The organism is Streptomyces bluensis (genome assembly GCF_014650715.1).
Classification (GTDB): Bacteria; Actinomycetota; Actinomycetes; order Streptomycetales; family Streptomycetaceae; genus Streptomyces; species Streptomyces bluensis.
The window spans coordinates 722,800-744,687 of record NZ_BMVM01000002.1 but is presented as its reverse complement, the minus strand read 5'-3'; the positions used below and the strand labels follow the sequence as shown (position 1 = coordinate 744,687).

The following is a 21,888-nucleotide window of genomic DNA, read 5'->3' as shown; positions in this document are numbered from 1 at the left end:
GCCCTTGGCCCCAGCTTTGGTCCTTGGCCCTGGTCCGATATTGGCCGCCCTTGGCCCTGGTCCCTTCTTGGGTCGGTCTTGGCCCTGGTCCTGTCTTGGGCCCCCGAAGACGACCGGCAGCGGCGGTCTTGGCCCTTGGGGCCTGGACCGCCCGGCGTGGTCTTGGCTGAGGCCTTTGGATGGCGGGCTTGGCGCTTGGCTCTGGTCCGGTTTTGGCTCGTGGCTCGGCCCGGTCCTGGTCCGGTCTTGGGTCGGTCTCGGCCCTTGGGGCCGGCCCCGGCCCCTGGTGCCCGCTCCGGTCCTTGGGTCCCGGCCCCGGCCTGGCTCTGGCTGAGGCTCTAGGTCCGGGCTTTGCCCTGGCCCTGGGTCCTGGCCCTGGCCCTTGGGTCCCGGCCCCGGTCCTTGGGGCCTGGCCCCGGCCTGGCCCTGGCCCTTTGGCCTTGGCCCAGGCCTCCGGCCCTCGGCTCCGGCGCTGGTCCCACCCTCGGCTCTGGGGCCGGTCATGGCCTCGGCTTCCGGCTCCGGTCTCGGCCCCCGGCCCCCCGGCCCTCGGCCCCCCGGCCCCCGGCCCCCCTGCCCCCTGCCCCCTGCCCCCTGCCCCCTGCCCCCTGCCCTCGACCTGGGGCCGGTCCTGCTTTGGCCCCGGCCCGGCCCCCGGCCCCGGCCCCGGCCCCGACCCGTGGCCCAGGCCACAGCCCCCGGCTGCGCCCAGCCCCGCCCGTCCGCTCGCGCACCGCGTGTCGGGCGAGTGCGTGGGTCGGGGCCAGGGCCGGGCGGGGGCGTCAGGTTCGTGTTGTGGGGCCGCCTGGCGGCGGCCCCCGGTGGCATTCCCGTCATGGAGGTGGACATGAGTATTCCGAAACAGAACGTGCTGTGGACGTTCCTCTGCTGTGGCCTTGGCGTGGCCATGGTGTCGCTCGACAACCTCGTCGTCATCACGGCCCTGCCGGCGATCCGCAATGACCTCGGCGGGAGCATCCAGCAACTGGAGTGGACCGTCAACGCCTACACCCTCACCTACGCGGTGCTCATGCTGCCCGGTGCCGCCCTGGGGGACAGGTTCGGCAGGCGGCGGATGTTCGGCGTCGGGCTGGGCCTCTTCGTCGCCGCGTCGGCCGGGGCCGCGCTGGCCTCCGGCATCGGCGCTCTGATCGCCGCCCGCGCCGTTCAGGGGCTGGGCGCCGCGCTGCTCATGCCGCTGAACCTGACGATCCTCACGGACGTCGCGCCCCCGCACCGGCGAGGCGCCCTGCTCGGCGCGATGAGCGCCGTGGAGGGCGTCGCCATCGCGATGGGCCCGCTCCTCGGCGGAGCGGTGGTGGAGCACCTGAGCTGGCAGTGGATCTTCTGGATCAACGTACCGATCGGTGCGGTGGTGCTGCCGCTCGCCCGCTGGAAGCTCGCCGAGAGCCGCGGACCCAGGTCCCAGCTGGACCTGGTGGGGACGGTTCTGGCCAGTATCGGCCTCTTCGGGATCGTCTTCGGCATCATCCACGGCCACGCGGACCACTGGAGCAGCGTCCGCGTCCTGGCCTCGCTGACTGGCGGCGCCGTCGTCCTGGTCGCCTTCGTGCTCTGGGAACTGCACACCGAACTGCCCATGTTCCCGATGAAGTTGTTCCGCCACCGCACCTTCAGCGCGATGAACGCGGCCGGGCTGCTGATGTTCGCGGGCATGTTCGGCTCGGTGTTCCTGCTCACCCAGTTCTTCCAGGGGCCGCAGGGCTATTCGCCCCTGGAGGCGGGTCTGCGCATCCTGCCGTGGACCGCCGTACCCATTTTCGTCGCGCCCTTGGTGGGGCTGCTCTCCGACCGCGTCAGCAGCCGGACCATCGTCGCGCTCGGTCTGGCCTTCCAGGCGTGCGGACTGGGATGGATCGCGTCGCGCATCTCTCCCCACGTGGACTATGTGTCGCTCATCCCGGCACTGGTCCTGTGCGGTCTGGGAATGACCTTCTACTTCTCTCCCACCGCGAACATGGTGATGAGCGCGGTCGACGCCGAGGACCGCGGAATGGCGTCCGGCGCCATCAACGCGCTGCGTGAACTCGGCGGTGTTCTCGGTATCGCGGTGCTCGCCTCCGTGTTCTCCGCGAACGGGGACCTCACCACGCCGGACACGTTCACGGACGGCATGATCCCCGCGGTGTGGACCGGTGTCGTCCTGATCGCCGTCGGAGCCCTGGCGGTCCTGGTGGCACCTCGGCGCCGTCGCGAGAGCCGTCCCGTCGAACCCAGGCCGGCCGTCCCCGCGTCCGTGAGCGACCCGATGTGACGACGGCGCGTCCAGGTGTGGTGCAGGCAAACGTGTTCCGTCCAGAGGATGTTCCGTCCAGAGGAGAGGGAAAGCGATGAGCGCGCCGATCCGAGTTCTGCTGGTGGACGACCGGGCCATCGCACGAACAGGAATCCGGGCCGTCCTCGACGAGGACCGAGACATCGAGGTGGTGGGTGAAGCGCCCGACATCGCCAGTGCGGTCGCCAAGGCACGGCACCTTCAGCCGCGTCTGCTGCTCGCCGGTGCCCTGTCCCAGGCCGTCGACCCGGTGGAACTGGTCGACGAACTGCACGTGCGCTGCGGTGAGAGAGTGCCCGGAGTCCTGCTCATGGCCAACGAGGCGGACACCTGTGTGCGACGCGCCTTCCAGGCCGGGGTGCAGGGGGTCGTTCTCAGCCGTGTCACTCCCGGTCAGCTGCTGTCGGCGGTCCATGTCGTGGCCGCCGGATACCGGATCTACTTCGACGAGAGGGTTGTTCAGGCGCGTGACGACGACCCGGTTCCCCCGGTCACTTCATGCCACGACGTCTCCACGGAGGACACCACGGGAATCAGCCTGCTGACCCGGCGGGAGAAGGAGGTCTTCCGGCTGCTCGCCCAAGGGCTGAGCAACACGGAGATCTCGACGGAACTGGTGCTCAGCGAGAACACGGTGAAATCCCACGTGCAGCGACTGCTGGAAAAACTGAACCTGCGCAATCGCGTGCACGCGGTCATCCACGCCTATCGCACGGGCCTGGTGACGCCCCCCTGCCCGGAGCTCGGGCCGCAGCAGGACGGCGACTCCTTCCCGTACGGCTCACGGGTCGGCGCATCCGCGTGAAGCGGTGGTGGCACGACGGGAGTGCCCCCGGAGTGCTCCTGTGAGCCTGCGGCGTTCCGCACAAGCCCTGTTGGACGTTTCACGCCAACAGGGCTTGTTCTCGTGCGGGTCACCCGCTTGATTCGAGGAGGTACCCCCGCCCGCTGGCCGTCCGGATGCGCAGTCCCACCGAGACCACCTTGCGCCGGATTCTCATGATGTGCAGGTCGAGCGCGTTCTGACTCGCCCGTCCGCGGCGTGCCGAGAGAAGCGTGATCAGCTCGTGCCGGGCCACGAGGCCGCCGAACCGATCGACCAGCGGCTGGAGCAGCTCCATCTCGGTCGGTGACATGGGTACCACCTGGCTGTCGTAGTGGAGCAGCCCGTCCTGGTCCAGGACAGGGATCCGCTGTGTGCCGGCCTTGGCCCGGAGCGCCGCGACACGGGCGGCGAAGTCCGCCCTGCTGACCGGCGCCCGCACCCAGTCCTCCCGTGAGTCCGTCGGTACCGGTGGGGTGGCGCCGTTCTCGATCACGAGCAGACGAAGAATCCCCCGGCGCCGTAACTGCTCCAGCTCCGTCACCTCGACCGGCCAGCGGACGACGCGGACGTCATCCCCGGTCGAGGAAATCTCCCCCTGGCTGTATTGCGGCACGTATTGCCCTCCTTTTTGGCATGGCAAAGAATGCGAAATACTGTTGCCGAGTGGCTGCGATTGGTCAGGTCGCCCCCCTGCGCAGGCATCGCTTCACTATGCAGCGGGTCCGAGTGTCGCTGCAACAAGCAAAAGCGGGATCCGCTGCGGGACTATCGTCATAAAATGACGAAGGCTTCAGCGTGTTTATCTTACTGATGGTCCTTTCGGTGGCCCTCCGTGTCCGGCCGAGGCCTCTCGGGAGGCCCTGTATGGCTCGAACGGGTGAGGATCCCCGTGAAGGCGAGGCGGGTGCGGGGGCGGCAATTCATGAAAAGAGATGAAGCAGCGGGCGTTCCGGTCGACTAGTTTGTTTCCGGTCGCAGCGAATGCGACTTCTGGAATGCATTTCCTCGTCAAAGCAATCGGTCGACGCGCTGAAGGTGCCAAGGAAAAGCCATGGAAAAGACCGAACGCTGCTGTGAGGCCGCGGAGTGTCCGAGGCCCTCCGGCGGCCCTCTTCTCACCACCGGGGAATTGTGGACCGCCATCGCCGCGCTGGTGCCGGCCGGACTCGGCAACCGCTGTCCCCGTCCCCGTCCCGGCCCCGACGGTCCCGAAGTGCCGCCGGACACCCTGTCGGCAACGCAACCCAAGAGCCAGTGAAACCGTGCGGAAGGAACCCGTCATGCTTCCCGTGACCGCTGAAGCAACGTACCCCGACATCCTGGTGACGGGCCTTGGCGCGACCACCCCACTCGGCGGCGACGTTCCGTCCAGTTGGCAGGCGCTGCTGTCCGGCCGCTCGGGCTTGACCCGGCTGGACACCCCATGGGCCGAGCGGCTTCCGGTCCGTATCGCCGGAAACATGAGCCAGGACCCCGCCTCGCGGCTGGACCGGGTCCGGCAGCGGCGGCTGGACCGCAGCCAGGCGGCCGCGCTGGTGGCGGCCCAGGAGGCATGGGCGGACGCCGGCACGCCCGAGGTCGAGTCCGAACGGCTGGCGGTGGTGGTGGGGACCGGCGTGGGCGGCGCGCTCACCATGCTCGAACAGGACGACCGACTGGAGGAGCGGGGCCCCCGCGCACTCTCCCCGTTCACGGTGCCCAGGCTGATGCCCAACGGCAGTGCCGCGGCGGTCGGTCTGCTGCTGGGGGCCCGGGCCGGCACTCACGCCCCCACCAGTGCCTGCGCGTCCGGTGCGGAGGCGCTCGCGGTCGGCGCGCTGCTGATCCGGTCCGGCCGCGCGGACGTGGTCGTCGCCGGGGGGACGGACGCCTGCCTGCACCCCCTGTCCCTCGGCGCGTTCGCCCGTATGCGTGCCCTGTCCCTGCGCAACGACGCACCGGACCTGGCGTCCCGGCCGTTCGACCACGACCGCGACGGGTTCGTCATGTCCGAGGGCGCGGGCATGGTCGTGCTGGAGCGCGCCGGGTTCGCCAGGGCGCGCGGAGCGCACGTTCACGCGGCCCTGGTGGGCGCCGGGGTCACCTCCGACGCGTACGACGTGACGCTTCCCGATGCCGAGGGGCAAATGCGGGCCATCAGCGCGGCGTTGCGGGACTCCGGTCTCACCGGGGCCGACATCGCCCATGTCAACGCCCACGCCACCGGCACTCCGGTCGGGGACGTCACCGAGGCGCAGGCCCTGCAGAAGGCGGTGGGCACGCACCCCGCGGTCACCGCCTGCAAGTCCGCCACCGGCCACCTCCTGGGTGCCTCCGGCGCGGTCGAGGCGGTCTTCACCGTCCTCACCCTCGAACACGGTCTGATCCCGCCCGTCCGCAACCTGGACAAGACCGGGGACGGGATCGAACTGGACCTGGTGAGCGGCGAACCACGACGGACACCGCAAGGGGCCGCCCTGTCCACGTCCTTCGGGTTCGGGGGCCACAACGTGGCCCTCGCCTTCACACCCCGTTAGGGCACTAGGTCCTGTCGTCAAACTCCCGTCGTTCGCCCGAAGGGCGGGCCGCGCGGCGTCAGGTGCGTGCTCTCGGCGTGCCGGGCGGAAGCCCTCGTACTGGATGTACTTGGGCTTTCGCCCGGTGCGGCGAGAGCACGTGCATGGCGTCGCGAGGCAGATGGGAGTTTGACGACAGGGCCTGGCCCTACGGGGCGCCCACCCGGTCCCGGCAGGAGGCCAGACAGCCCGCGAGGGCCGCCGGATGGGTGATCTGGGGATAGTGCCCCGCGCCCTCGATCACCGTGACCGGCGAGTCCACGGCCTCGGCGAGCGGATCCTCCGACCCGACGACGAGCTCCACGGGCGAGGGCAGGTCCCGGAACAGACGGCGCAGTTCCTCACGTTGTCCGTGGGCCGTGCGCACGGCGGCGATCACCCGGTGCGCCGCCCCCGCACGGCGCAGGTCCGTCACGAGACCGTCGAGGGCATCGTCCTCGGGCAGGCCGAGCGAACGGGCCAGACGGGGCGCGGGAGTCGTACGCAGCAGCGGTGCCGCGAGGGGCGAGCGCAGCAGACCCGAGGACGGCGGCTGGAGGAAAGGCGGCGCGACGAGAACGAGTGCCGACAGCCGGTCGGGCCGGGCCGCGGCGTAGCGCAGTGCGGGGCCGCAGGCGAGCGAGTGCGCGACGAGCACGGGCCGGGTCTCCACAGGGTGCAGCAGATCGGTGAGCCAGTCGTCGAGCGATCCCTCACCCGGCCCCGACCTGCCGAAACCGGGCAGGTCGGCCGCGAGGGACGGCGCGTCCAGGCGCTCCACCGTTCCCTCCCACGCATCGGCGTTCAGCGGAAGTCCGTGCAGGAACACATAGTCCGGGCGCCGCCGCTCACCGATCAGCCACGTCCGGCTGCCTCCCACGCTGTGGAAGCCGTAGGGACGGCGGCACCGGACGGTCCGGCCGAAGCGGGTGGCGACCAGGTCGTCGGCCCACTGGCGCAGCGCCGTCTCCACGGGCGGCGCGGACAGCCCGTGCGACTCGGCCAGGGCGCGGGTGGAGGCCGTGTCGTAGCGGTCGGTCGACAGGAAGGACAGGGTCTCCGGGTCGGCCCGGGTGATCGTACGGGGCAGCCGGCGCAGCAGGCCGACCGGAACCGAACGGTGGGGGGCCCGCACACCCATGTGCTGAGCGAGCAGCCCGATCAGCTCCGGCAGCGTGGGGGTCGCCTCGTCCAGCACCCAGTAGGCGCGGCCCGCGCTCTCGTCGTGCTCCGGAAGAGCCGCCAGGAACCGCACGAAGTAGTCGAGGGCCACGACGGGGAGGAGGATCTCGGGGCCGCCGGGCAGTGCCCGCAGCCGGCCCTGCCACAGCTCGGAGACCACGGAGGCCAGGCCGACGTACTGGTCGGGTCCGATCACCGTACTGGGGTTGGCGATGCTCAGCGGCACCCCCAGTTCGCGGCACCGTGTCCGCACCGCCGCGTCGGCTTCCTGCTTCGACGCCTCGTACGCGCCCAGCCGGCCGTAGTCCGGCGGACCGTCGTCCGCGGCGACCATGCGGTATCCGCTGATGTGGACCACCCGGCGCAGCTCCGGCAGGGAGGCCGCCCACTCGACCACATGCACGGCGCCCGTCACATTGACCGCCCTGGCCTGGTCCGCGTCGATGCCGAAGGCGAAGCGCGCCGCGGTGTTGTAGACGTCGCGTACCCCGGACAAGCCCTCCAGGGCCAACCCCTGTCCGGACAGGCCGAGTCCGGGCAGGGTGATGTCGGCCCGTACCACGGTCAGCCCCGCCCGGTCCACTCCCTCCCCGTCGAGCCAACTCGTCAGCGCGTCACCGGAGTCACGCACCGCGGCCGCCACCCGGTGGCCGCCACGCAGGAGTTCGGCCACCAGGGAGCGGCCGATGAAGCCCCCAGCACCGAAGACGATCGAGTCCGAGAGCATCTGTTTGTCTCCTTGCCAGGTCCGGAATTCCACGTCAGCGCCACGTCAGCGCTTTGGGGGCCGGGTTCAGGGCCCCGTCCGCGAGGCGCTCCACCGTACCGATTCACCGGGGACGAGCACGGCGAACCATGCCGATGCCACACGATCGGGGCGTTCGGCAAGAACACCCCGGCGCACGCGCGGGCGCGTCGGGGTTCGGGGGACGGCCGTTGGGTCTGCCTGGGGGCATGCAGGGCTCATCCCGGGGGCGTGCGGAGGGGGTTGTGTGCTTCCTCGGACGTAGGGCAATTCCGATCACTCCTCCCCAGGAGGCATGACAAGTGCCACCGTGGGCACGATGTACACCCGGCTGCGGTGGCGAGGAGGCTGGTCGCGGCGGGCACGGAAACGCCCCGGGGCATCGGGTGGCCGAACGCCCCGGGCACAGGCATGAGGAGGCCGTCATGAACCGCCGGATCCGCATCCGTACCAGCCGTCGGCCCTCCGCCCCGCGCGACCTCACGATCGACCGGAGGACGCCGTCGGGCCGGGTTCTGCCCTACTGAACAGCGATCTCCTGCGCGTACGCACGTCACGGGGAGCCGTCGCGGCCGGTGTTCAGTCCTCCGGCGTCAGGTCCAGCTCCAGCGGTTCGACATGGCCCTCCATCATGGCGCCCAGGCCCTCGATGGCGCACAGTTCGGGGCGTTCGGCGATGTGCACCGGCATGCCCGTGGCCTGCCGCAGCATCTGGTCGAGGCCCGGCAGCAGCGCGTTCCCGCCGACCATCATGATCCCGCGGTCCGCGAGGTCGGCCACGAGGTCGGGCGGGCAGTCCCGCAGGACCTTGCCGATGCCGTCGAGCACGGCCGTGAACGGCGTCTGGATGGCGTTGCGCACGGCGGCGGTGTCCACCTTGACGGACCGGGCGAGCCCGGTGGCGACGTCCAGTCCGTGGATCTCGGTGACCGCCGGGCCGTGCGGGGTGAGCCCGTTCCCGGCCAGGGCCAGCTGGAGCGGCCGTACGGACTGGCTGGGCAGGATCAGCTGGTGCTGGTGGCGCAGATGCTGCACGATCGCGTGGTCCACGGCCTCACCGCCCACCGGGATGCGCTCGGCGGTCACGATCGAGCCGAGGGAGAGGACGGCGATCTGGGTGGCGGCGGCACCGCACGCCATGATCATGGTGGCTTCCGGGTGCTCGACCGGCAGCCCGGAGCCGACCCCGGCGGCGATGAGGGTGTCGACGAGTTCGACGCGCCGGGCGCCGAGCCCCACCAGCGTCTCGATCACCGCACGCCGGCCGAGCGGGTCCGTGTCGCTCGGGGCGCAGGCGGCGGCGCGCAGGAAGGCTTTGCGGCGCAGCGCGCGGCGCACCCTGTCACCGAGCAGATGGCGCAGCATGCGCTGGGCCATCTCGATGTCGACGACGTTGCCACCCGACACGGGGCGGGCGACCCTGATGTAGTGCGGAGTACGTCCCGTCATCTGCTCCGCGAACTCCCCGACCGCGATCAGGGCGCCGGTCCTGGTGTTCAGGGCGGCCACGCTCGGCTGGTCGACGACCAGCCCGGCGCCCTTCACATACACACGGGTTCGGGACGCGCCCAGGTCGACGGCGAAGTGGCAGCGGCGCAGCTGATCCAGCCTGGCAGTCATGGGTCCTCCCGGAAGCACGGACCGCGTGGTCGTGGGTGGCGGTCTTCTTGCATCGTGTGCGGGGGAGAGACGCGGCGCCTTCCGGATTGGGCCAGTTGGGGGGCAGGGCTCTTCTGGCGGAAGGACCTAGGCGGGGCGGACCGCCTTCAGGAGCGGCTCAAGGGACGAGACGGTGTACCGGCAGCCCGCCTCCCGTAGCCGCCGCTCGGCCTCCCGGCCCGTGGCGTACCCGATGAAGGGCAGGCCGAGGTCGGACGCGGCGGTGAGTTCGGTGACGGAGGAGCCGATCAGGACGGCGTCGTCCGGCGCGGTGTGCAGCCGCTCCAGCGCCCGGAGCAGACAGTCGGGGTGCGGCAGGAGCAGGCCGGGGTCGTCGGAGCGGCCGTGGACCCCGCCGGACGCCGACCCGGTGAGCCCCCGTCGTGCCAGGTAGGCGGCGACGGCGCCGGACGAGTGGTCCGTGACGACGGCGACGCCCAGGCCCCGGTCGGCGAGCGCGTAGACCAGGGACCCGGCGAAGGGTGACGGCACCGCGGCTCCGAGGTTCTGCCGCTCGATCCCGTCGAGCGCGCGGCTCAGCTCCGGAGCCAGACGGTGGTGTGCGAGGGCGCGCAGGAGCGCCAGCGGGTCAGGCTCTTCCTCCAGAGGTGCGGGCGCCCCCTGAAGGAGTGGTTCCGCGCCGCTCAGCGCGTCGTCGGGGTGGCGCAGCTCGACGAGGTGCTCGGCGAGGGCGCGGGCCATCCTGGTCCGGCGCCTCGCGGGGATCCGGGCGAGGGTGCCGTCGAAGCCCAGCAGCACGGACTCGGCGTGGGCGAGAACCAGGGCCAGGCCGTCCGCGGGCGCCGTGCCCGCGTCCCGGTCCCGCGCCATCTGGTCCAGCCGTGGTGAGGGGCCGGGCGAGAGCCGCATCGAGAACGACACCGACAGCCCGGGGACCGGCCATCCGCGCACCCCCTCGTGCACGGCGCGCTGGGCCGTGCCCGCCCACCGCAGCGGATGACGCCGCGTGATGCGCGCGGCCTCCCGGGTGAGGTGCTCAAACAGCTGTTCCGCCACGCCGGAGGCCTCCGCGCGTACGAAGGCGAGCGGATCGTCCACGTGCCAGGACAGCTCGGCCGACGCCACGAACGTGGTACTGGTACGCCCCGCGGCGGGCAGCAGCAACTGGCGTGTGGCCTGTTGGGCGGTCAGGTCCACCTCGTAGTACGTGACCCGGGAGTGCGCGGGCCGGCCCGAGTGCGGCCGGTGGGGGTCGAGTTCGGTCAGCCTGCCGTCGGGCCCGGTGTACACGACCGCGGTGCGGCCCTGGAGGGGCGGGCGGATCTGGGCGGCGTGGCGGACGGTGAAGGGGCCCCGCACGAGATCGCGGTGCTCGGGCACGGGCGCGGGCTCGGGGAGGTCCAGCGGGAGGTACCAGGCGTCCGGCGGGGTGTCCGGCGACGAGCCGCGCAGGGGCAGGAAGCCGGCCGGGTCGACGGTGCGGTCGGTGGCGGCCGTGAGCTCCTGGTGCAGGACCGGGGAGAGCACGACCACGATGTCCGCGGAGGAGCGGCCGCCCAGAGCGGACGTCAGGTCCGGGGTGCCGGCCGGGCGGTCGGCCCCCGTGAACTGGGCGGTGTGCCAGAAGGTCACCCGGATCGCGGGCGGATCGTCCACGTCCATCAGCGCACCGGGCAGCTCGCGCAGGACCGCGTGCAGGACGGGCAGCACGGGGGTGCCGGGCTCGGTCACGACCACGTACCCGTTGTCGCGGGTGAGCAGTTCGTACCGGCTGGGGTCCAGGTCGCCCAGGGAGAGCAGCCAGGGGAGGGTGCGGCCCAGGAAACGGTGGGTCTCCGGGTGCGGGCCGGGGTCGGTGATCTCCACGGTGAGGGTGGCCCGCCCGCTCTCCGACGCGGAGCGTTGCGCGAGCGCGTGCAGCCGACGGAAGTCCTCGTACTCCGGGAACTCCTGGAGGAGCGGGGCGAGATCGGCTGCCGCCTGCTCGAAGTGGCCCAGTTCCAGGTCGAGTTCGGCACGCGTGACGTACAAGGACAGGCGCAGGGCGCTCAGGCGGCCGCGGGCCGCCTCGGCCGCCGGGCCGGGGACACCGTCGAGGGGGTCGCCGTACCAGAGGTCGAGGGCGTACTGGACGGACGCGCGGGCCGCCGCCGGGTCGCCCTCGGCCCGGCGGGAGTTCACCCTGGCCACGAGGTCCTCGCAGCGGAGCACATCGACGGCGGAGGGCATCGCGTGGAGGGCGTAGCCGTCCGCCGTGGTGGCGAGGAGCCCGGGGCCGAGGGCCGCGCGCAGGGAGGAGGCGAGAGCGGCGAGCTCCGGAAGAGGGCGCTCGGGGCGGTGCTCTCCCCACAGGCCCTCGATCAGTTCGTCGTTCGTGACGGTCCGGCCGTGCCGCAGGACCAGCATGCACAGCAGGGCCTGGGCCGGGCCGTCGTCGACCGGCAGCGGGAGGCCCCGCTGGTCGACCCGCACGGGACCGAGCAGGCGGTACTGGTACCGGTCCTCGGCGACGGCCTCCAGCACCTCGGTGAACGAGGGCGCCCGGAACAGGCTCCTGCCCTGGCGCTGTACGTCGGGCGAGGGGTTGAGGAGCTTGTCGACGATCACCGGGAAGCGCGCCCGGAACAGGGCGAGGCCACGCGGAAGACCAGGCCGCGGCTCGTCGTCGGACCTCGCCGGTCCCCCGCCCAGATTGGTCAGCAGGCGGCCGAATTCCTCCAGGTCCTTCGACTCGGTGCGGCCACGGACGTTTCCCAGCGCGAAGCCGGTGATCTTCACCGTGCCGTCCGGGCAGAGCAGAAGACAGTGGGCAGTGAACCGGCCGTGCGCCAGACCCTGTTCGTGCACGGCTTCGAGGCCCTTCGCGACCTGGAGCGCCAGCGGGGCCAGCAGCCAGTACGGCAGCCGGAAACCGCCCTCGGCGGTGAGCTCGGCCAGGGAGACACCCTCCACGAACTCGGTGACCAGGTAGGGAACGTCGCCCTCGACACCGTGGTCCAGGGCCGCGATCACGTTCGGGCGGTGGAGGTCGGCGATGAGGCGTGCCCGCGCCAGGAACGGTTCGTGCTCCCGCCGCGCTGAGTACTCGTACACCGCCACCGTACGGTCGAGCCGCGTGTCCTGGGCCAGCCACACCTGTGGAGAGCCCATGCCCAGGCGCCGCACCAGCCGGTACCTGCCCAGCACCACCCGGGAGCCCCCCGCAGGCGCCCCGCCCAGCCGCCGCAGGCTCTCCGCCCGCACCGCCGCGAACGGCTCCCCCCGCGCGGGCACACCCCCGTCACCGGGCGCCGCGATCCGGAACTCCCGGGCCCCCACTCCGGCCCGCTCGTCGATCAACGCGCCCATGCGGGAGAGGAGTTCGGACGTGCGCCCGTGCGCCGTGCGCGGCAGGGTGCGCAGCAGCAGCTCGCGCACCCCCGGACGGAAGTCGTACGACCCAGCAGGCCCCGGCACCGTGGTCAGCAGACCGCTCAGTATCACCTCCGCCAGGTGCTGGGGGCGCGGGTCGGGTTCGATCGCGGCGTGCAGAAGCCGCATCACCGGCAACTCGGGGCGGCCCAGCGCGAGATGGCCCGCCAGGCGGAACGCCTCCGGGGAGGCGATGGAGCGGAAGCGGAGGACGAGCTCCTCCGGCGAGAGCCGCTCCACATCGCTGCGGCCCAGTTCGTCGACCGGGTCCAGGGGAGGGACCGGCCCCAGCAGGGCGACCGAGCCAGGCAGCCGGCCCGCCCGGCCCAGGAGCTTCGACCAGTTCGCCAGCCAGGGCGCCGAGGGCTCCAGGACGGGAACGGGAAGCGAACCGGGCTCGGCGATGTCCGTGAGGTACGAGTCCACCTCGTACGCCGAGTTGGGCGCCGCCGGAGAGGGCGAGGTGATCCGCGCGGTCACGGCGGGCAGCGCCGTGGTACGCCACAGGCGTTCCGGGAGCGGCTGGACCACGGCCACCGGCATGCGCGCGGCCCACCGCCGCAGCGTGCGGTACCAGCGGTCGCCCGCCACGCCCTCCCGCCACTGCGGGCCCATGCAGTCGGAGACGATCAGCGTGACGGTGCGGCCGTCGGCGTACGACTCCTGCGAACCGGGCCGCCGTACCGTGCCGTCGGCGGCCAGCCGGTGCGACTCCACCGTGCGGAACACGCCCGACTGGGCGAGCGCCGTGTGCAGTTCCCGCACGAGCGGGCCCCAGACGGGCATGGTCGGACCGGAGTCGTCCACGAGGTGCAGGGTCAGCCAGCGTTCGGTCGCCGGGCGCAGGACCGGCTGCCACCACTGGGGTGCCGCGCCCAGCCGGGCGATGCGATGGGCGGTCGCCTCCTCATCCACCTCCTGGCCGAAGGGCGCGGAGACCCGGCGCTTGAGGGGGCGCAAGGCGCGCTGGAGGGCGAGGGGGTGGGACAGCATCGGGGGCGCGGGCGCCAGGAGCGCCGTGTGGGAGGCGCCGCCGCCACGCGGGCCCGTGCCGGGCAGACGCAGGGGCACACGGTCGTCGGGGTGCGCCGGGTCCGTCCCCGGTGCCGCCGGGCCCGTCCCCGCGTCGGCCTGCTGTGCCCGGGGCGCCCGTGCGGAGCGGGACGGTCCAGGCCGGGGAGCCGGAACGGACGGTGCGCGGGAGCCTCCGGCGCGGTGCGCGGGAGAAGGGTCGGCCGCGGAGTCACCCGGCGTCTCCGGTCCCTCCGATCCCTCGGGACCCTCCGGTCCTTCCATGTGCCCGGCCAGCCACAGCAGTTCGGCCAGCTCCACGGAGGTCGGCGGCTCGCCGTCGCCCGCCTCGGCGAGCAGCTCGGCGAGCCGGCCGATTCCCTCCGGCCCGTCTCCCGCGGAACTCATCAGAACGTGTCCGCCTCGTCCCCGGAACGGCTCAGATACGGCATCAGCTGCTCCGCGAGCTCGTCCCGGGACGCCGTGTCGAGGCCCGCGACCCCGGTGAGGTAGACGGCGTTCAGCAGCTGGTCCGTCGCCAGCTCCCCGTCCGTGCCCCGGGACAGGAAACGGTTGATCAGGTCGCGGGCGTACGCGTCCGGCTCGCCCAGGTGGGCGCGCACGATCTGCTCCAGGTGCGTGTCACGCGGCTGGTGCAGCTCCAGACGGACGCAGCGGCGCAGGAAGGCCGGCGGGAACTCGCGCTCGCCGTTGCTGGTCAGCACCACGAACGGGAACGCCCGGCACCGCACCCGGCCCCGCGCCACCGGCACCCGGTCGTCCGTGCCGTCGACCATCACCTCAGCCGTGGGGGTGTGCCGGGCGGCCCGGACCAGCTCCGGGATCTCGTACTGGCCCTCCTCCAGGATGTTCAGCAGGTCGTTCGGCAGGTCCAGGTCGCTCTTGTCGATCTCGTCGATCAGCAGGGCGCGGGGGCGGCCGTACGGCAGGAGGGCCGTGCCCACGGGGCCCAGCCGCAGATGGTCCTGGAGTTCGCCGTCCAGCGGCAGCTGCTCGCGGGTGGCGGAGCGCTGCTCGCGGGCGGCGGCGCGTCCGGCGGCGTACAGGCGGGACAGCGGGTCGTACTGGTAGAGGCCGTCGCGGAGCGTCGTCCGGCTGGTGATGTTCCAGCGCAGCACCGGGCCCAGCCTGAGCTCCCGGGCGACCGCGTACACGAGGCTCGACTTGCCGCTGCCGGGCGGGCCGGTCACCAGCAGCGGTCTGCGCAGATACAGGGCCGCGTTGACGAGCTGGACCGCGCGGTCGGTGGCGCGGTAGGTGCGGGCACGGTGGAGACGGTCCGGAGAGGAGGCCGAGGTGTCGTCGCCGTCGGCGGGCGTGGCCAGCGCCGGGCCGCCGTCGAAGGCGCGCCACGGCGGCGGGTCGGGCAGCCGGTCGATGCCGTCGTGGGGCTCGCTCGAACCCGTGTAGACGGGCCACAGGGACATGGGGGGTGTGCTCCTCGTCGGAGTGCGTGCGGAGTGCGGGTGGGATGCGGGCGGGCGTGGGGTCCGGTTCTCGTGTGCGCCTCACCCCACCGGCGAGTGCTGGTAGCCGACGGGATCGGGCAGACAGCGGGGATCCTCCCAGAGCAACGCCAGATCGGACGCCCAGTGCGGCTCGGGCGACTCCGACGCGTAGGCCGTCTCACGCAACTCGTGGATGTGCGAGGGAAGTTCACCCGGGGCCAGGCCCGCGAGGTGCTCGGCGAGGCGGTCCAGGAAGGCCGCGCCGCGGCAGTCGTCGTGCGTGTGCCCGCCCCGGCAGCCGGAGCGCGGCCACAGCATCACCGGCACCGCCGCGTTCAGGGTCGCCTGGAACAGCCGCCGGGTGCCGTCGGCGCGCGGCGGGGCGCCGAAGCCCACCATGTCCGCGCCCCGGCGCAGCCCGATGGTCAGCTTCACCGGGTCCTGCCCGACACTCCCGCAGCCGATACGGCGCAGCCGGGCCGACCGCTGCGTGTCGAGCTCCCGCCACTTCTGCAGCAGCTTGTGCTGGAGGCCGCCGCTGCGCCGCCGCTCCAGGTCCATGACGACGAGCGGCGCGAACGTGCCGAGCGGACTGTCGTCGTCGGCGCTGCGCTGCCAGTGCGCCACGTCCGCGTTGAGCCACCGGCGCGGCAGCACGAAGGCGAGCAGCTCCCGGGCGCCCGGCTCCAGCGCGTGGTACGCCTCGTCGATGCGCTCCAGGGCGTACGGCCGCACCCGGTCGGCGGGCAGCCGGCGCTGGCCCACCACCTTGCGGTGACTGCCGTTGTACGCGGACACCTCCACCAGGAACTGCTGGTCCCCGGAGCCGCTGGGCGCGATCTCGACGAGGATCGGGGACCAGGAGCGGGTGCCCGTACCGCTTCCGGGCGCGGGCGACGTGCGGGGCGCGGGCCGCGGCTCCGCCTCGGCGTGGGTGTACGGCCAGGACCGCAGGGCCGTCCGGGTCGGCGTGTGCTCGACGAAGTCGGCGAGCCGCTCCGCGAACCGGACCGCCGCCTTCGTGTCGGTCACCTCGGAGAGCAGATACCAGGCGGCGTCCCACAGCGAGGCGAAGCCGTGCGGCGGGGGTGGGGGGCCGAAGGCGGTGACGGCTTCCTCGTAGAGCCGCTGGGGACTGCACTCCAGTTCGCCGTGGCGCGCCGCCTCCTCGACCAGCAGCCGGAGCCGCTCCTTCTGCGGCCCGTCGTACTCCGGGGTGGGGATCAGGTCGCCGAGGCGGGGCCAGTAGCGGGCCATGACGTTCGCGGGCAGCATCCGCCCGTTGCGGACCCCGGGGTCGCGGGCCGCCGCCGAGACCATGCCGACGACCCGGCCACTGTCCGCTAGCGTCACCGCCGCCCCGCTGAACCCGGGCACCAGCGGCTGCCCGTGCACGGCCCACGCCTCCAGCTGCACCCACTCCCCGGCGATCAACTGGCCGGCGGTGGCCCGGTACTCGGCGAGCGTCCCCTCCTCGTACCGCTTCGGGAAGCCGTACGCGAGGAGCTTGCGCGGCGGGTCGCCGTACGCCTCGTCGGGTGCCGCGAACTCGGCCGGTTTCAGCGCCACGTCCTGGTCGAGCTCCAGGACGGCCAGGTCGCCGGGGTCGGTGTCGCGGCCGTCCCAGCCGCCGTGCGCGATGACGCGGGCGCCGACCGGCTCCCCGGCGGCGTGTGCGAAGGACACGCTCACCGGGTCGGTGGCGCCGCGGGCGACGACGTGCGCGCAGGTGACGACATGGCGTTCGGTGACCAGGAAGCCGGCGCCGGTGTCGCGCCCGCAGCTGATCCTGGCGTGCCAGGAAGCGCTGGTCATGACGGCGAGCTGGTCTCCGGGGGAGCGTCCGACCGCCCTGGGGACCAGGAGAGCTTGACCACGAGATGCCCCTCGACCGCGCTCTTCGCGATCAACGCGCCCGCCTCCGCGGTGAGCTTCACACCGAACTCGATCTCGACCGCGTCGGGTTGCAGCGAACCGTCCCGGAAGACCCGCAGCGCGGACTCCGCCGCGGAGCGCACGCTGCCCAGGGCGCCCTCGAAGGTCCGTGTCGCCTGCACCGCACCGTCGTCCCCGCGGGCCACGAGACGCGAGCCCGCCCCGGTCCCCTCGTCGACGGCCTCGACCGTGACCACGGCACCGTCGTCGGTCTTGAACTCCACCAAACCGTCCACCACGCCCCCGTCCTGCCCGTCCTGTTGTTTGTGACGATCAACCACCCTATTGTCACGGACGGTACTCGCGCTGTCCCCTTTTCCACGAGCCGTACACATACCCCGAACGAGGGGGGCGCGGCCTGGTCATGTGATACCGCAACCTGGTCATGTGATACCGCGTACGACCCCCAGCGCGACCAAGTCCTGTGGCCGCACCCGCAGTTCGTCGGCCGTGGCACGCACCTGCTCCTCCGGGCGCTTGAGGATCGCGGCCGCCGACTCCGGGGCGATCACCGAGAAGTAGCTGTCCGGGGTGGCCCAGGTGCGGCCCGGCGCGGCCAGGGCGAGCGCCCCGCCCGAGCCGCCCTCGCCGATGACCAGGGTGGTGACCGGAGTCCGGGCGGTGGCCACCGCGTCGAACACGTCCGCGATGGCAGCTCCGGCGCCCTGCCGCTCCGCCTCCGCGTCGTTGGCGGCCCCCGGCGTGTCCACCAGCGTCAGCACGGGAACACCGAGCCGGCCCGCGAGGCGGATCAGCCGGGCCGCCGTGCGGTACCCGGCGGGGCGGGTCGCCGTGCCGCACTGGGCCGCGTACGCGACGGTCCGGCCCTCGTGCTCGCCGAAGCCGCACAGCATGCCGGGGTCCGTGCCGCCGCAGCGGTCACCGCCGACGGCCGCCCGGCGCGTGAAGTACGCGTCCAAGTACGCCTCGGCGCGGGGGCGTTCGAGGGAGCGGGCACGCAGGACGGCGGCCCAGCCGGTGTCGGGGAGGCCGCTTCCGGAAGCTCCGAGCGCGCTCGGCGGGGGCGCCGGTTCCGACGAGGGGCGGGTCAGCAGCTCCAGCCACAGCGCCAGCGTCCCGCGCAGCTCCTCCGGCCGTACGACCGCGTCGGCCGCGCCCGCCGCCACCTGGGCCTCGGCCGTGTACGCCGCGGGGTCCGCGTCCGCCGGGCGCACCCGGGAACCGGCGAAGCCCACCTGGGCGCCGGGCTGCGCGAGGACGACATCGGCGCCCGCGCCCAGGGTGGCCCAGCCGCCGCCGGTCGTCGGGTCCCGCAGCACGGCGATCTGGGGCAGCCCCGCCTGCCGCGTCAGCGCCGACTGCCGGGCGACCCGCTGGAGCTGGGTGAGCGCGCGGATGCCCTCCTGCATCCGGCTGCCGCCCGTCGCGACGAGCGCCACGACGGGCAGCCGGTGCGCACGCGCCTCCGAGTACGCCGCCTCCAGCAGGTCTCCGGTCCGCTCCCCGAGCGAACCCCCGAGGAACCCGAACTCAAAGGCGAGGACCACGGCCTCGACACCGCCGATGGTCGCGCGACCGCAGACGACCGACTCCTGCTCACCGGTGCGCTCGCGGGCACGGGCGCGGGAGGCGTCGTACCCCTGCCAGGCGAGGGGGCCGTCGGGCTCGTGTTCCCGTGCGGGGCACGGTAGTTCAGTGAAGTTGTCGGCGACCAGGGCGACGGCCTCGCGCGCGGAGTACCGGGCGGCCGGTTCAGGCATGCTTCAGCGCCCGCTTCATGATCTTGCCCATGTCATTGCGGGGGAGCGCGTCGAGGAAGTGCACGACGCGGGGGCGCTTGTGCGGGGCGAGGCGCCCGGCGACGTGATCGGCCAGCTCCCCGGCGCCGGGCGGGGATTCGGGGTCGGCGGGCACGATCCAGGCGACCACGCGCTCGCCGAGGTCGTCGTCCGGTTCGCCCGTGACGGCGGCCTCGCGCACCGCCGGGTGTTCGAGCAGGGCGTTCTCGATCTCCCCCGCGCCGATCTTGTAACCACCGCTCTTGATCAGGTCGGTGGCCTTCCGGCCCACGATCCGTACGTACCCGTCGGCGTCCCGGACCGCCATGTCGCCCGTGCGGAACCAGCCGTCCCCGGTGAACGCGGCCGCCGTCGCGTCCGGACGGTTCAGATACTCCGTGAAGAGGTTCGGGCCGCGCACCTGGATCTCCCCGACGCTCTCGCCGTCGTACGCCGCGATGGCCGACCCGTCCTCCTCCACCAGACGCAACTCCACGCCCGGCAGCGGCACTCCGACCGTCCCGGCGCGCGGCTCGCCGTCCGCGCGCACACTGGTGTTCATGAGGGTCTCGGTCATGCCGTACCGCTCGATGACCCGCCGCCCGGTGGCCACCGCGATCCGCTCGTGGTCGTGCACCGGCAGCGCCGCCGAGCCGGACACGAGCAGCCGCGCCCGACCGAGCGCCTTCGCGAGCGCCGGGTCGCCGGGGAGTGCCTCCGCGAGCCGGTGGTACATCGTCGGCACGCCGAACAGCATGGTGGCGCCCGCGTTCAGCTCCTGGGTGACCCCTTCGGTGCCGAACCGCCCCAGGTGCCGGACCGAGCCGCCGCGCCGCAGCGGGCCGAGGATGCCCAGGATCAGCCCATGGACGTGGAAGAGCGGCAGCGCGTGGACCAGGACGTCGTCCCCGGTCCACTGCCAGGCGTCGGCCAGCGCGTCCAGGGTGGCGGCGATGGCCCGGCGGGGGATGACGGCGCCCTTGGGCGGGCCGGTGGTACCGGAGGTGTAGACGACGAGGGCGGGGGAGTCGGCGGTGAGGGCGGTGAGGGAGTGCTGGGCGCTTTCCCGTCCGGCTTCCCGTCCGGCTTCCCGTACGGCGATCTCCAGGCGCCCCAAGTCGCCCAGCGCGGGCGGGAGTTGAGTACCCGGCGCGGTGAGGACGAGTGCGGGCGCGCTGTCGTTGACGATGTGCCCCAGCTCGCTGTCGCCCGACTTCGGGTTGAGCGGCACCGCGGGCACCCCGGCCAGCAGGGCGGCCACCACGCCGACGGCCGTCTCCAGCGTGGGTGTCGCCCAGACGGCGACCCGGCCCGTTCCCTGGATCCTCCCGGCGAGCGCGCCCGCCGCCGCGGCGAGTTCCGCGTACGTCAGGGAGCGTTTGCCGAACCGCAGGGCGGGCCGCTCGGCCGGGGAGCCGATCAGGGCCGGGAAGAGTGAGGTCACGGGTTGTACTCCTTACCTGTTTCCGTCTGTTGCCGTGGCCGCCGCCAGTGGGGCTATCCCCAGCCGGGCACGACCATCACCAGCCACACCACCGCGGGTACCACCGCCACCACGATCCCTCCGTACACCATCAGCTGCCGGAAGAAACGCTCCCGGTCGACGTCCGGTGCCGCGGCCAGCACCAGCGCGCCGTTCGTCGAGAACGGGCTCACGTCCACGACCGTCGCCGACACCGCGAGCGCCGACACCATCCCGATCGCGCCGATCTCTCCCTGTGCCAGGAACGGCACGGCCAGCGGGATCAGCGCCCCCATGATCCCCACGGACGAGGCGAACGCCGACACGATCGCGCCGATGTAGCAGAGCAGCACCGCGGCGAGCAGCGGGACGCCGATGCCGCTGACGCCCTCACCGGCCCAGGTGATGGTGCCCATCTGGTCCAGCACGCCGACATAGGTGAGGACACCGCAGATCAGCAGCACGGTGGGCCAGGCGATCTGCCCGACCGCCACGCGGCTGTCCTCCGGCCATGCCGCGCTGAGCAGCACGGCCAGGGTGATCGCGGTGAGGCCCGCGTCCAGGTCGAAGCCGAGCACGGCGACGACGAGGGCGACCAGTGCGGTGAGCGTGGCGGTGCGGGCGGGCGTGAGGCGGGTGGTGTCGGGGCCGGGTTCACCCGGGTGGGCAGGGGCGGCGGGGGCGGCGGTGGCGACGGCGGTGGGGCTGGTGCCCGGGGCCGTACGGCTCGTACTGCCAGTACCTCCGCTCACGCCACTCGTACTCGTACCACCTGCGCCGCCTCGGGAGTCGCCGGTCGCAGCCTTGCCGTCACCGTCACCATCACCGACATCGGCACCGTCCACCGCCACGGACCCGCGAGCCCACAGCTTGAGCCCGCCGAAGAGGAAGAAGACGACACCGGCGATGACCAGGTTGACGGTGAGCGAGGCCAGGAAGAGCGTGATCTCGCTGCCCGGGAGCTTCTCGCGCTCGACGATGCCGTTGACGATCGTCCCGTAGATGCTGATCGGTGAGAACCCGCCGGCCTGCGCGCCGTGCACCACCATCGTGCCCATCAGCAGCGGGCTGATCCCGTACCGGACGGCGAAGCTCAGCGCGAGCGGAGCGACGATCGCGACCGCGGCCGGACTGACCGCGCCGATCGCCGTGAGCGCGCCGGTGAGAGCGAACATCACCCAGGGGATCAGCGCCACCCGCCCGCGCACCAGCCGGATCGCGGCGTGCACCAGCCAGTCGGTGGTGCCGTTGGCGCGGGCGATCGCGAAGAGGTACGTGACGCCGACGAGGACGACGAAGAGGTCACCGGGGAAGCCGGCGAAGATGCCGTCCGCGTCGAGGTCGGCGACGAGTGCGCCCACCCCGAAGGCGGCGGCGAAGGCGAGGGCTCCCATGTTGACGGAGCGGGTCGTGGCGATGACGAACACCACGACGAGGACGAGGATGGAGATGAGTTCGGGGGACATACGGGCTCCCGTCTTTGGGTCCCGGAGTGGCTGATCCGAGGTGCTGGTTCGGAAGTGCTGGTTCGGAGGTGCTGGTTCGGGGCTGCTGGTTCGGAGGTGCGGGTTCGGAGGTGGCTGGGTCCGATGTGCTGGGTCCCAGGCGCTGAGTGGCTGAGTGGCTGAGCCACTTGGTTGCCGGTGTGCTGGCAGGTC

Annotated in this window: 13 protein-coding genes; 3 read left to right on the top strand and 10 right to left on the bottom strand. The window is 72.8% G+C overall.

Annotation, left to right across the window (positions count from 1 at the left end; all coding sequences use genetic code 11):
• Positions 1–847 precede the first annotated feature (847 nt).
• Together IE262_RS08475 and IE262_RS08470 are read left to right on the top strand one after the other, a co-directional pair.
• Positions 848–2,275: an MFS transporter gene (locus IE262_RS08475; RefSeq protein WP_268249565.1), complete on the top strand. Its 1,428-nt coding sequence runs from the start codon at positions 848–850 to the stop codon at positions 2,273–2,275.
• 76 nt (positions 2,276–2,351) lie between these two features.
• Positions 2,352–3,101, top strand: coding sequence for a LuxR C-terminal-related transcriptional regulator (locus IE262_RS08470; RefSeq protein ID WP_189872457.1), 750 nt, complete (start codon positions 2,352–2,354; stop codon positions 3,099–3,101).
• A 109-nt stretch (positions 3,102–3,210) separates the two neighbouring features.
• Here IE262_RS08470 and IE262_RS08465 read toward each other — a convergent pair whose 3' ends face one another.
• Complete coding sequence (locus IE262_RS08465; RefSeq protein WP_229877158.1) at positions 3,211–3,735, bottom strand: helix-turn-helix domain-containing protein; 525 nt, start codon at positions 3,733–3,735, stop codon at positions 3,211–3,213.
• Positions 3,736–4,402: 667 nt separating this feature from the next.
• Between IE262_RS08465 and IE262_RS08460 the strand changes: the two genes are divergently transcribed.
• A complete protein-coding gene (locus IE262_RS08460) occupies positions 4,403–5,638 on the top strand; it encodes a beta-ketoacyl-[acyl-carrier-protein] synthase family protein (protein WP_189872455.1) in 1,236 nt (411 codons plus the stop codon).
• Positions 5,639–5,825: 187 nt separating this feature from the next.
• Here IE262_RS08460 and IE262_RS08455 read toward each other — a convergent pair whose 3' ends face one another.
• The 9 genes from IE262_RS08455 to IE262_RS08415 all read right to left on the bottom strand — a co-directional run bounded on the left by IE262_RS08455 (position 5,826) and on the right by IE262_RS08415 (position 21,696).
• Positions 5,826–7,565 carry an alpha/beta fold hydrolase gene (locus IE262_RS08455; RefSeq protein ID WP_189872453.1) on the bottom strand — a complete coding sequence of 580 codons (1,740 nt, stop codon included), beginning with the start codon at positions 7,563–7,565 and terminating at the stop codon, positions 5,826–5,828.
• Between the two features lie 597 nt (positions 7,566–8,162).
• On the bottom strand, positions 8,163–9,203 hold the full coding sequence (locus IE262_RS08450; RefSeq protein WP_189872451.1) for a rod shape-determining protein: 1,041 nt from the start codon (positions 9,201–9,203) through the stop codon (positions 8,163–8,165).
• 126 nt (positions 9,204–9,329) lie between these two features.
• Positions 9,330–14,033, bottom strand: coding sequence for an SAV_2336 N-terminal domain-related protein (locus tag IE262_RS08445; protein ID WP_189872450.1), 4,704 nt, complete (start codon positions 14,031–14,033; stop codon positions 9,330–9,332).
• Positions 14,033–15,073 carry an AAA family ATPase gene (locus IE262_RS08440; RefSeq protein ID WP_134039889.1) on the bottom strand — a complete coding sequence of 347 codons (1,041 nt, stop codon included), beginning with the start codon at positions 15,071–15,073 and terminating at the stop codon, positions 14,033–14,035. Before IE262_RS08440 ends, IE262_RS08445 begins: the two co-directional genes overlap by 1 nt.
• 81 nt (positions 15,074–15,154) lie before the next feature.
• The gene (locus IE262_RS08435; protein WP_189872448.1) at positions 15,155–16,909 is read right to left on the bottom strand and encodes a VMAP-C domain-containing protein; all 1,755 of its coding nucleotides are present in this window, start codon (positions 16,907–16,909) and stop codon (positions 15,155–15,157) included.
• Positions 16,906–17,265 carry a CU044_2847 family protein gene (locus IE262_RS08430; protein ID WP_134039969.1) on the bottom strand — a complete coding sequence of 120 codons (360 nt, stop codon included), beginning with the start codon at positions 17,263–17,265 and terminating at the stop codon, positions 16,906–16,908. Before IE262_RS08430 ends, IE262_RS08435 begins: the two co-directional genes overlap by 4 nt.
• Positions 17,266–17,412: 147 nt before the next feature.
• Complete coding sequence (locus IE262_RS08425) at positions 17,413–18,750, bottom strand: carboxyl transferase domain-containing protein (RefSeq protein ID WP_189872446.1); 1,338 nt, start codon at positions 18,748–18,750, stop codon at positions 17,413–17,415.
• The gene (locus IE262_RS08420; RefSeq protein ID WP_189872444.1) at positions 18,743–20,212 is read right to left on the bottom strand and encodes an acyl-CoA synthetase; all 1,470 of its coding nucleotides are present in this window, start codon (positions 20,210–20,212) and stop codon (positions 18,743–18,745) included. Before IE262_RS08420 ends, IE262_RS08425 begins: the two co-directional genes overlap by 8 nt.
• Positions 20,213–20,265: 53 nt before the next feature.
• Entirely contained in the window at positions 20,266–21,696 is a 1,431-nt protein-coding gene (locus IE262_RS08415) for an SLC13 family permease (protein ID WP_189872442.1), read from the bottom strand.
• Positions 21,697–21,888 lie beyond the last annotated feature (192 nt).